The following is an 11,080-nucleotide window of genomic DNA, read 5'->3' as shown; positions in this document are numbered from 1 at the left end:
AATCGCAAGGTTGATAGCCTTAGCGCCCTGCGGAAGCTCACTCTGTTTCATGTAGTGATAGCTAATCACTACGTGAGAAAGATACAAGCGCCCTGAGTCGGGCGTGGTGCTGATGGCACAGAGAAATACGCGGCTTACCACGCACGAAACGTCTGCTTTTTTGCATAGCTGTACTGGTTTCGTGATTGAGCCCATGCAATATTTTCCCCGCTGATGACCCTGTGTTACGCGAACACCATTTCAATGAGAATAGTTATCAGTCTTATTGATGAGATTTCATGGTAATGGTAAGGTGAGCATCAATTAAGCAGAAAGCATTTTTCTGTTTTCATTCCACGCATTTCCGCTAACCGCTGGCCTGATTCTGGGCGTTAAACAGGATGAGGGTATCTTCCCGCCCATGCTAAAACGACTCTTTTCCATTGAGGATTTCTTCGACATCGGTGAACGTTACGGGATTGATTACCACTTCCCGCAGCTGTCGTCCTGCCGTGAGCGCGCGAAAGAAAAGCGTATCGTGGTGCAGGGCGATGTCGAAGAGATGACGCTGTCCTCTGGGATTTGCCTGACGAACTCCAACGTGCAGGTGTTGCAGCCTTACGAATCGACGTCGTTGCACTGTTGCCCGTTTTATACGCTGGTGGTGCTGGAAGGTCGCGTCGCGCTGCGTCTGAACGGCAAGGAATTTGTTGTGCGGTCTGGTATGGCATTCAGCACCCGGCTGGGTGATCCGTTAGTCATGAATGCCAGTCACCTTGCGGATTGTCATCTTCGCACCGTATCGCTGGGCATTTTCCCCACTACTTTTGCTTTGGATCCGCTGTTGGGCTCGCTGCTGAACGAGTGGGAACAGGGCGGCAATCCGACATTTTTATGGCAGGTTCCCGGCTACTTGTTATCTGGGTTGCAGCACGCACTGGAAAACACCGTGCCGGGATTATCGCGCCAGCTTATGCTGGAAGGTGTGATGCTACAGCTGCTAGGGCAAGGCCTGTCATTCGGGCAACGTGGGGGAGAGCGGCGCGTATCGCCTCCGCCTGGCGAACAGGATCGACTGGAGAACGTTCGGCGGCTTCTGGCGCAACAGCCTGAAAAAGAGTACACCCTCAATGAATTGGCGCAGTTGGCCGCGATGAGCACCAGTAGCCTGCGTACCAAGTTTCGTCAGGCGTATGGCCATTCGGTCTTTGACTATCTGCGCGATTGTCGGCTGGAACTGGCTCGGCGCTATCTGGTGCAGGGATACAGCGTTCAGCAGGCGGCCTGGATGTCGGGCTACCAGCACGCGACCAACTTTGCTACGGCTTTCCGGCGGCGTTACGGTATGGCGCCGAGCGATGCACGCATGGTCATCTAGCATTTCCTTTCTTATCAATCTTCTGAGCCTTATTTATGCCAGATATTGTCACTTGGCTGCCCGTTTGACGCTTTCTCGCTGAGTTCCCGTTTTGTCATTGCGCATACGCAAGTTGTCATTGCGCATAGCTATCGCAAGACTAAAAACGGTAATAATTCTTATTTACAATAATAAGGTCTGTGGAGATTCCCATGTTCAGAAAAACGCGGCTGGCGCTGGTGGTTGGCTGTTTCACCAGTGGATTAACGGTGTCGGCACTGGCGCAGGATACGCCATCCTCTTCTTCTCAGGGTGATACGTTAGTCGTGACGTCTCAAACGCAACGCGGCGCGACTAAGCTGGAAACGCCCGACATCGAGACTCCTCAGGCCGTTTCTATCATTACGCGCGATCAGATTCAGGAACAGGGAGCGACCAGCGTTCGTCAGGCGGTCGGCTATACGCCGGGCGTGTACAACAACCAAATCGGCGCGTCCAACCGCTTTGACTACATGGTGCTGCGCGGCTTTTCCGATGGCAGCCTCGATAACGTCTATCTCGACGGGCTGAAGATGATGGGGGATACCAATTCCCATAGCTCGCTGGTTATCGATCCCTGGTTTCTCGACAGCATTGAAGTGGTCAGAGGCCCGGCGTCCGTCCTCTACGGGCGCTCTTCTCCGGGTGGGATTGTGGCGCTGAATTCCCGTCAGCCGTCGTTCGATCGCAGCGGACAGATCAAGCTGTTTGCTGGCAATAATGTGCAGCGTGGTGCTGCGTTCGATGTCACCGGCTCGCTGGATGACGATGAGCGTTTTGCATTTCGTCTGGGTGGGATGGTGCGTGAGGCGGATACCCAATTTGGGCCGCTGAAAGAAGAACGCTATGCGATTGCACCTAGCCTGCTGTGGCGGATTTCCGACAAGACCCGCCTGGAGTTGATGGCGTACCTGCAACGCGATCCAGAAGGCGGCAGCCACTCGGGCTTGCCGTATGACGGTACTGTGGTCGCGCACAATGGGCGGAAAATCTCGAACACCTTCTATGAAGGGGAAGAGAATTATGAGAAATACGACCGTAAGCAAAACATGGTGGGATACAACGTTGAACACGGTTTTGATAGCGGCTGGGCGGTGCGCCAAAAAGTGCGTTATCTGCGTACCAAAGTGCATTTGGATCAGGTGTACGCCTATGGCTGGACGCAGCCGACCGCCGATACGCTGACCCGTTATTACTCGGGTTCCCGCGAGTCGCTGTCTGCGCTAACGTTAGATAATCAGCTCGATGGCAGCGTGGATACGGGGGCAGTGAACCACCGCCTGCTGGTGGGGATCGACTATCAGCAGCGTAATAATAATATGGACTGGCCTTCTGGCTCTTTCCCTGCGATTGACGCATTTAATCCCGTTTACGGTTCTGGCCCAACGGCCATGTCCGGTACGCTGGAAAAACACAAGCTGCAACAGACGGGCATCTATCTACAAGATCAAATGAGCTGGGAGCGCTGGCGCTTAACGCTGGGCGGTCGTCACGATCGGGTAAAAGTGACCCACGTTAACCATACCAAGGGGACACACAGCGAGTTGGATAAAAACAACTTTAGCTCGCGTGCCGCCTTGCTCTACCTGTTTGATAATGGCGTTGCACCGTATGTCAGCTATTCCACGGCCTTTACGCCGACCAGCTTCGCCGATGATAACGGCAACGTGCTGGAACCGATGAAAGGCAAGCAGTGGGAAGCCGGAATGAAGTATCAGCCTGAGGGTTCTCAGGATCAGTACAGCCTGTCGGTATTCCGTATTAACCAGAAGAATGTGGCGACAAAAGTTCAGCCTAACGATCCTTACCGCTCCGTGGGTGAAATTGAGTCTGAAGGGGTTGAACTGGAGGCTGTGAGCCACATTATCGATAATCTGCGTCTGCAAGCGGCTTATACCTATACGGATATTCGCTATAAGAAAAGCAGTGTGGCTGAGCAAGGAAAACGCGCGGTGTACGCGCCGCGCAATCAGGCCAGCGCCTGGGCCAGCTATGATGTCAAAAGCGGTCCACTGGACGGCCTGACGATTGGCTCTGGCGTACGTTACGTGAATGGCGTGACCTCCGATCGCGCCAACACCCACACGCTGCCTTCTTACACGCTGGTGGATATGGCGGTGGGATACGATCTCTCGAAGGTCGGTCTGAAAGGGCTGAGTGCACAGCTTAACGTCAATAACCTGACCGATAAACGCTACGTGGCGTCCTGTAACTCGCTGGAGTTCTGTTACTTCGGTGCCGAACGCAGCGTAGTCGGCAGCGTCTCTTACTCGTTCTGATCGCGTGTTTTGCAGCAATAAAACGAAAGCCGGGTTTCCCCGGCTTTTTCACATCATGTATTCACTAACGATCAATACAGGCCAATCGCTTTCCACCACAGCAGACCCGCGCTCATGAAGATCGCCTGATTCACCAGACTGACGACGAAGCCGGTACGCCACCAGACGGCGGTGGGCACGTAGCCCGCGCCGAACAGGATCGGGCCGCGTGCGTGGGTATATTGCGTCAGTGAGCAGTACAGGCTGCTGGTAAACGCCAGCATGAATGCCATCGGCACCGCTGGAATGTTCAGGTTGATCCCGACACCGAGGAACACCGCAAAAAGCGCGGCGATCTGCGCGTTGCCGCTGGCGAAGAAATAGTGGGTGTAGAAATAGGCCGCATTCAGCAGCAACAGCACCAATACCCAACTGGTTCCCTGCATTAAGTGGCCGATGTTGCTGCCGATGAGATCGCCAAACCAGTTGGTGAAGCCGAGCTTTTTCAACTGATTCGCCATCATCAGCAGCGCGGCGAACCAAATCAGCGTATCCCAGGCCCCTTTCTCGCTCTTTACGTCTTCCCAGCTCAGTACGCCGGTTAACAGCAGGAAAGACAGCCCGACGAACGAGGCCGTCGTGGCATCCACGCCTAATTTATCGCCAAAAATCCACAGCACCAGCAGCAGGACGACGGTGAATGCCATCAGCCATTCACCGCGGCTCATGTTGCCCATTTTTGCCAGTTCGGCGACGGCCAGTTTTGGTGCATCTGGCGTGTGGCGAATTTCTGGTTTGGTCAGCCAGTAGACGAGCAGGGGGACAACGGCCAGAGAAATCAGACAGGGCACCAGCGCCGCCAGAAACCAGCTTCCCCACGTGATGGTCACGCCCGCGTTGGCCGCCAGTTTCACCGCCAGCAGGTTGCCGGTGTAAGCGGTCATAAACAGCGCAGCGGTTACGTCGTTAACGTTACCGATGCAGGTAATCAGGAAGGTACCAATCTTACTGCGTGAGGCATCTTCCGGTTTGGAGTCGAAGCTGCGCGACAGCGAATCGGCAATGGGATAAATAATCCCGCCGCAGCGTGCGGTGTTGCTCGGCATCGCGGGGGAAAGCACCAGATCGGCAAAGGCCAGCCCATAAGCGAGACCCAGCGTGCGTTTTCCCAACATGCGGATCATCTGCAAGGCGATACGGCGACCCAGCCCTGTTTTGATAAAGCCGCGCGCGATCATGAAAGCGACAACAATCAGCCAGATCAGCGAGCTGTTCAGGTCGCTGAGTGCGGTTTGTATCGCGCCGCTGGCCGTTGTATCTCCCGCGGCGTACGTCAGCGCAAAGAGCGTGATACTGATAATACCGATAGCCCCAATCGGGAGAACATTCGCGACAATGCTCACGATCGTGGCGACGAAGAGGACGGCGGAGTGCCAGGCGGCGGGGCTTAAGCCAGTTGGGGGTTCCATCTGCCAAAAAAAGGCGGCGATGGAGAGAATAATGATTAGCGGAAGCCAGTTCAGTCCATATGAGGTTTTTGTTTTCATCCATTTTCCTTACTCGAGGGCAGCAAGATTGTGCAGGGTTATAACCCATAAGAGTTATAGGGATAAAAAGAGCATAGCGCTAACCGGGAAAGGCGTGAGACAAAATTATTGGCTTATTGATTTGGATTCTGTTTTTTAAATATTGTCAGTTAAGTAATTTTTATCATTAGTTGATTGGTGGGCGATTTTGCTTTGGCGCGGGCTGCCTCGCAGTACGGTCCGCCAACATCTGGTAAGATGGTCATTCATTACGTCATCAACACCTTCTATTTCATCAATACATGTTTAGCTGGAGGCGCGGACTTTTTGTTAACACTGCTGAATCTCCTTTCTGCGATTGCGTTACTGGTGTGGGGCACTCACATTGTTCGCACCGGTATCATGCGAGTTTATGGTACCCAGTTACGTCGGGTTCTCAGCGATAGCGTTGAGAAAAAACCGTTGGCTTTTATGGCCGGTATTGGCGTAACCGCGCTGGTGCAGAGCAGCAATGCGACCGCGTTGCTGACGACCTCTTTTGTCTCACAGGGGCTGGTGGCATTAACGCCTGCGCTGGTGATTATTCTCGGGGCGGATGTCGGTACGGCACTGATGGTGCGTATTCTGACGTTCGATCTGTCCTGGCTTTCTCCGCTGCTAATTTTTCTGGGCGTGATATTTTTTCTCAGCCGTAAGCAGACACGGGTGGGTCAGGTTGGTCGCGTGGCGATTGGGCTCGGGCTGATTTTGCTGGCGCTGGAAATGATTGTCGTGGCCGCGGCTCCGATCACGCAAACGTCGGGTGTGAAGGTGCTGTTTTCCTCGTTGACGGGTGACGTCATGCTGGATGCACTGGCTGGCGCGCTGTTCGCGGTGATTACCTATTCCAGTCTGGCAGCGGTGCTGCTAACGGCAACCCTGACGGCAAGCGGTGTGATCTCGCTGGAAGTGGCGATGTGCCTGGTCATTGGTGCCAATCTGGGCAGCGGATTACTGACGATGATGAGCACCTCGACGCAGAATGCGGCAGGCCGACGCGTGGCGCTCGGCAGCATGCTGTTCAAGCTGATAGGCTGTTTGGTCGTGTTGCCGCTGGTCGAGCCGCTTTCGCGCTGGCTGACGCGTATTCCGTTAAACGCCGAAGAGCTGGTCATCTACTTCCATCTGTTCTACAACCTGATTCGCTGTCTGCTGCTGATTCCGCTTACCGGCGTGGTGGCACGCCTGTCCTGCGCGATGATTGCTGACTCGCCGCAGGTTGATCTCCAAATGAAACCGCGCCATCTGGACACCAGTTCGCTGGATACGCCGGCGCTGGCACTGACCAACGCCGCGCGGGAAACGCTGCGCATTGGCGATGTGCTGGAGCAGATGCTGCGTTTGTACCGCGAAGTCTTGCAGGGCGACCATATGCAGCGGCGGGAGATTCGTCGACTCGATGATGATGTCGATATCCTTTACACCGCGATTAAGCTTTATCTGGCGCAGATTCAGAAAGACGGGTTGGATGAGCGAGATTCCCGGCGCTGGGCGGAAGTGATCGAAGTGGCGCTGAATCTGGAGCAGGCGGGGGATATTATCGAACGCATGGCTGATGACATTGCCAATCATTCCTCCGGCGTGCGCATGGCGTTTTCCGCGCAGGGGCTGGAAGAGTTGAACCATCTGCATGAACAGCTGCTGGCGAATCTGCGTCTGGGACTGTCGGTTTTCCTGTCGGAGGATGTCACCAGCGCGAAACGTCTGCGCCGTGCCAAACACCGCTTCCGCATTATGAACCGCCGTTATGCCCATGCGCATGTTGATCGCTTACATCAGCACAACGTACAGAGTCTGGAAACCAGTTCGCTCCATTTGAGCTTACTCGGGGACATGAACCGACTGAATTCACTGTTCTGTGCGGTAGCGTATAACGTCTTGATTGTGCAGCAGGATGGGGATGAAGAACGCGAAGAGTCACCGCTAACTCTGTGACAGAATCTTGTGGGGGTGTTTCCCCCACAAGATAGAAGGAGCTTACTCGAACAGGCTGCGGTGCAGTGTTTGTACCACTCGCTCGGCGTCGTCACCCGGTACCAGGAAGCACAGGTTGTTGCTGCTGGCGCCGTAGCAGATCAGGCGAATACGGAAGGGCTCCAGTACGCCAAACACTTCTTTCCCGACGCCACACGCCTGAGACAGATTGTTGCCGATCAACGCGACCAGCGACAGATTCTCTTCAACCTCAACCCGACACAGCGATGACAGTTCGGTCAGCAAGGCGCTGGAGAGCAGGCTGTCGCCCGTTGAGGTGGAGCCGGTTGTGTCGAGCGTCAGCGCGACGTTGACTTCTGACGTGGTGATCAGGTCAACGGAGATGTTGTGACGTGCCAGAATGCTGAACACTTCGGCCAGAAAACCGCGTGCGTGCAGCATGTTCAGGCTATACAGCTTAAGCAGCGTTTGTTTACGACGCAGCGCCAGCGCGCGGAACAACGGCGGGTTTTCGGTTTTATTGCACACCAGCGTACCGCCAGCGGCCGGATCTTTGCTTGAGCCGACGAACACAGGGATATCGCTACGCACCGCAGGCAGCAGCGTGGCGGGGTGCAGGACTTTCGCACCAAATGTCGCCATTTCGGCGGCTTCTTCAAACATGATTTGGTCGATGCGTTTTGCGGTCGGCACCACGCGTGGATCGGTGGTGTAGATGCCGGGAACATCGGTCCAGATATCAATCCGGCTGACGTTGAGTGCTTCGCCCAGCAGTGCCGCCGTATAATCGCTACCGCCGCGACCCAACGTGGTCGTGCGGCCTTTTGCTTCGCTGCCGATAAAGCCCTGAGTGATCACCAGACCTTGCTCAAGACGCGGCTGCAGCTGGCTGCGAGTCAGTTCGCCCAGTACGTCACAGTCCGGCTGAGCACGGCCAAAGTGATCGTCGGTACGCATGATTTTGCGCACATCGAACCATTCTGCCACGACATCACGCTGGCGCAGAATCTCGACAAACAGCAGGGTAGACATGAGTTCGCCGTGGCTGACCAGTTCATCGGTCAGGGCGTTTGACGTCGCGAGCGCCGCCGCTTCAGACAGGGTAGTGACGCTGTCCAGCATGCGATCAATCTCATCGCGAATCACGCTTTGATTGGTCAGTCTGTCGATGATGGCGTATTGGATTTGGCGGATTTTCGCCAGATGCTCGGCGCGCGTTTCCGGCGTTTGGCCTTCCGCGAGCGCGACCAGTAAATTCGTGATACCCGCTGATGCTGACAGCACCACAACGCGCACATTCGGATTGGATAACACCACATCGGCACTGCGATTCATGGCGTCAAAGTCCGCCACGCTGGTGCCGCCAAATTTGGCAATAACGGTAGAGTTCGCGTTTGCGGAGACTTCAGTTGCAGACATGTCAAAAAACCTCGTGTCAGGGGGTAGGCTGTTTTTCAGTAAACAGCATTCCATTAATCAGCCTTGGCACAGGGGGAGAGCAAAAGTAGGGGGCAGGCGTAGAAAAAATGACTACGATACACCCAGAAGCGCTCCACCTTGCTGGATGTCCATCAGGACAAATCCGGTGACAACCCAGAGGATTCAGCCTCTGTAGTCGATAGGGTGAAAACCGTATTTTCACCGCATCTCGGCATCGCTCCCCCTCGGATATCATCAGCGGATTACGGTTCCTCCGATATCTTACCTGGGCGATGCGCCTCTTCTGGCTTGCACACCGAGTGTGCAAGTACGGTGTTACAAATAACGGGTTATGCGGTTTCTGTCAATAAACAAAACGGCATGAACCGCTTTTAGCAAGAAAAGGGATCTCAATCTGGATTTTAAGGGATACAATCGATTCAGTCACTTTGAACTCATGCTTAGAGAGAAAGTCGCATTATGAAAAATATTAATCCAAGCCAAACTGCCGCCTGGCAGGCATTACAACACCATTTTGACGCGATGAAAGACGTGCAAATCAGCGAGCTGTTTGCACAAGATAGCGAGCGTTTCGCGCATTTTTCCGCGACGTTCGACGATCAGATGCTGGTGGATTACTCCAAAAACCGCATCACGGCAGAAACGATGGAAAAACTGCACGCGCTGGCACGGGAAACCGACCTGTCTGCGGCGATTCAGTCCATGTTTGCCGGCGAGAAAATCAACCGCACGGAAGACCGCGCCGTTCTGCACGTTGCCCTGCGTAACCGCAGCAACACGCCGATTCTGGTAGATGGCAAAGATGTGATGCCGGAAGTCAACGCGGTGCTGGCGAAGATGAAAGATTTCAGCGAACGCGTGATTGGCGGTGAGTGGAAAGGCTATACCGGCAAAACCATTACCGACGTGGTTAACATCGGTATCGGCGGCTCCGATCTGGGCCCGTTCATGGTAACGGAAGCGCTGAAGCCTTATAAAAATCACCTCAACATGCACTTTGTCTCTAACGTTGACGGCACGCACATCGCTGAAACGTTGAAGCCGCTGAACCCAGAAACTACGCTGTTCCTCGTCGCGTCGAAAACCTTCACCACGCAGGAAACCATGACCAACGCGCACAGCGCTCGCGACTGGTTCCTGAAAACGGCGCAGGACGAGAAACACGTTGCCAAGCACTTTGCTGCGCTGTCCACCAACGCGAAAGCCGTCGGCGAATTTGGTATCGATACCGACAACATGTTCGAATTCTGGGACTGGGTTGGCGGACGCTACTCTCTATGGTCGGCGATTGGGCTGTCGATCATTCTCTCTCTGGGCTTTGATAACTTTGAGAAACTGCTCAGCGGCGCGCACGCGATGGACAAGCACTTTGCTTCCACGCCAGCGGAGAAAAACCTGCCAGTGCTGCTGGCGCTGATCGGCATTTGGTACAACAATTTCTTCGGTGCCGAAACTGAAGCGATTCTGCCGTATGACCAATACATGCACCGTTTTGCTGCTTATTTCCAACAGGGAAATATGGAATCCAACGGGAAATCTGCCGATCGCAACGGCAATCCAGTGGATTACCAGACCGGGCCGATTATCTGGGGTGAACCAGGTACGAACGGCCAGCATGCGTTTTACCAGTTGATCCATCAGGGCACCAAGCTGGTTCCGTGTGATTTTATTGCGCCGGCGGTGAGTCATAACCCATTGAGCGATCATCACAGCAAACTGCTGTCGAACTTCTTTGCACAGACAGAAGCGCTGGCGTTCGGTAAGAGCCGTGAGGTGGTAGAAGCAGAATTTGCGGCGGCAGGCAAAAGTCCAAAAGAAGTTGAACATGTCGCGCCGTTTAAAGTATTCGAAGGCAATCGCCCGACCAACTCTATCCTGCTGCGCGAAATCACCCCGTACAGCCTGGGCGCGCTGATTGCACTGTATGAGCACAAAATCTTCACTCAGGGCGCGATCCTGAACATCTTCACATTCGATCAGTGGGGCGTGGAGTTAGGGAAACAACTGGCGAACCGTATTCTGCCAGAGCTGGAAAATGACAGTACGATCGACAGCCATGACAGTTCTACCAACGGACTGATCAACCGCTTCAAAGCGTGGCGTAACTAATCGGGCCTGTGCCCTTTGGTTTTTCAATCGCAAGGAGGAAGACATGCAGGTTCGTATTTTGTTGGGGCTAGCCGCGGCAGTGTTGCTGGCGGGATGCAGCAGTAGCAGTAGCCAACTCAGCGCCGCCGGGCAGGCCGTGACGTTCACGGATACCAAGCCAGGCAGCGAATGTCAGCTGTTGGGGCAGGCTAGCGGTAGCCAGTCTAACTGGCTGGCAGGCAACCATAGCGACGGCAGTTCTATGCGCGGTGCGGCAAACGATCTGCGTAATAAAGCGGCGGCGATGGGGGGCAATACGGTCTATGGCGCAACCAGTCCGAGTGAGACCTTCTGGTCAAGCTTTGCGCCGCTGGACAGCAAGATGAGCGGCAGCGTCTACAAATGTCCTTAAGCTAAAG

8 protein-coding genes and 1 riboswitch are annotated in these 11,080 nt (G+C 54.6%); of the genes, 5 read left to right on the top strand and 3 right to left on the bottom strand.

Annotated elements, in window-relative coordinates; genetic code table 11:
- A partial coding sequence (locus ACIPUG_RS19855) for a hypothetical protein (protein ID WP_400339910.1) occupies positions 1-195 on the bottom strand: 195 nt, incomplete at its 3' end.
- A 205-nt stretch (positions 196-400) separates the two neighbouring features.
- Between ACIPUG_RS19855 and ACIPUG_RS19850 the strand changes: the two genes are divergently transcribed.
- Both ACIPUG_RS19850 and ACIPUG_RS19845 read left to right on the top strand, forming a co-directional pair.
- Positions 401-1,357, top strand: coding sequence for an AraC family transcriptional regulator (locus ACIPUG_RS19850; RefSeq protein WP_039279749.1), 957 nt, complete (start codon positions 401-403; stop codon positions 1,355-1,357).
- A gap of 191 nt (positions 1,358-1,548) precedes the next feature.
- Positions 1,549-3,654: a TonB-dependent siderophore receptor gene (locus tag ACIPUG_RS19845; protein WP_400339907.1), complete on the top strand. Its 2,106-nt coding sequence runs from the start codon at positions 1,549-1,551 to the stop codon at positions 3,652-3,654.
- 71 nt (positions 3,655-3,725) lie between these two features.
- Here ACIPUG_RS19845 and ACIPUG_RS19840 read toward each other — a convergent pair whose 3' ends face one another.
- A complete protein-coding gene (locus tag ACIPUG_RS19840) occupies positions 3,726-5,180 on the bottom strand; it encodes a DASS family sodium-coupled anion symporter (protein ID WP_400339904.1) in 1,455 nt (484 codons plus the stop codon).
- 306 nt (positions 5,181-5,486) lie between these two features.
- On the opposite strand from ACIPUG_RS19840, the gene ACIPUG_RS19835 reads away from it, so the two are divergent.
- Positions 5,487-7,133 carry a Na/Pi cotransporter family protein gene (locus tag ACIPUG_RS19835; protein ID WP_039320606.1) on the top strand — a complete coding sequence of 549 codons (1,647 nt, stop codon included), beginning with the start codon at positions 5,487-5,489 and terminating at the stop codon, positions 7,131-7,133.
- A 42-nt stretch (positions 7,134-7,175) separates the two neighbouring features.
- Here ACIPUG_RS19835 and lysC read toward each other — a convergent pair whose 3' ends face one another.
- On the bottom strand, positions 7,176-8,552 hold the full coding sequence (lysC, locus tag ACIPUG_RS19830; RefSeq protein WP_014916788.1) for a lysine-sensitive aspartokinase 3: 1,377 nt from the start codon (positions 8,550-8,552) through the stop codon (positions 7,176-7,178).
- 118 nt (positions 8,553-8,670) lie between these two features.
- Positions 8,671-8,864, bottom strand: a riboswitch (Lysine riboswitch).
- A 168-nt stretch (positions 8,865-9,032) separates the two neighbouring features.
- Here lysC and pgi point away from each other — a divergent pair.
- Together pgi and ACIPUG_RS19820 are read left to right on the top strand one after the other, a co-directional pair.
- Entirely contained in the window at positions 9,033-10,682 is a 1,650-nt protein-coding gene (gene pgi / locus ACIPUG_RS19825) for a glucose-6-phosphate isomerase (RefSeq protein ID WP_039462472.1), read from the top strand.
- Positions 10,683-10,725: 43 nt separating this feature from the next.
- Positions 10,726-11,073, top strand: a complete 348-nt coding sequence (locus tag ACIPUG_RS19820; protein ID WP_014916786.1) for a DUF4156 domain-containing protein — start codon at positions 10,726-10,728, stop codon at positions 11,071-11,073.
- Positions 11,074-11,080 lie beyond the last annotated feature (7 nt).

It is taken from the genome of Pectobacterium sp. CHL-2024 (assembly GCF_044751765.1).
Classification (GTDB): Bacteria; Pseudomonadota; Gammaproteobacteria; order Enterobacterales; family Enterobacteriaceae; genus Pectobacterium; species Pectobacterium brasiliense.
This window is presented reverse-complemented; position numbering and strand designations above follow the sequence as displayed.

Excerpts from the sequence above, each read along its gene's own strand:
- ACIPUG_RS19820 (WP_014916786.1), top strand. The coding sequence starts at position 10,726 with ATGCAGGTTCGTATTTTGTTGGGGCTAGCCGCGGCAGTGTTGCTGGCG.
- ACIPUG_RS19850 (WP_039279749.1), top strand. The coding sequence starts at position 401 with ATGCTAAAACGACTCTTTTCCATTGAGGATTTCTTCGACATCGGTGAA.
- ACIPUG_RS19840 (WP_400339904.1), bottom strand. The coding sequence starts at position 5,180 with ATGAAAACAAAAACCTCATATGGACTGAACTGGCTTCCGCTAATCATT.
- lysC (WP_014916788.1), bottom strand. The coding sequence starts at position 8,552 with ATGTCTGCAACTGAAGTCTCCGCAAACGCGAACTCTACCGTTATTGCC.
- ACIPUG_RS19845 (WP_400339907.1), top strand. The coding sequence starts at position 1,549 with ATGTTCAGAAAAACGCGGCTGGCGCTGGTGGTTGGCTGTTTCACCAGT.
- pgi (WP_039462472.1), top strand. The coding sequence starts at position 9,033 with ATGAAAAATATTAATCCAAGCCAAACTGCCGCCTGGCAGGCATTACAA.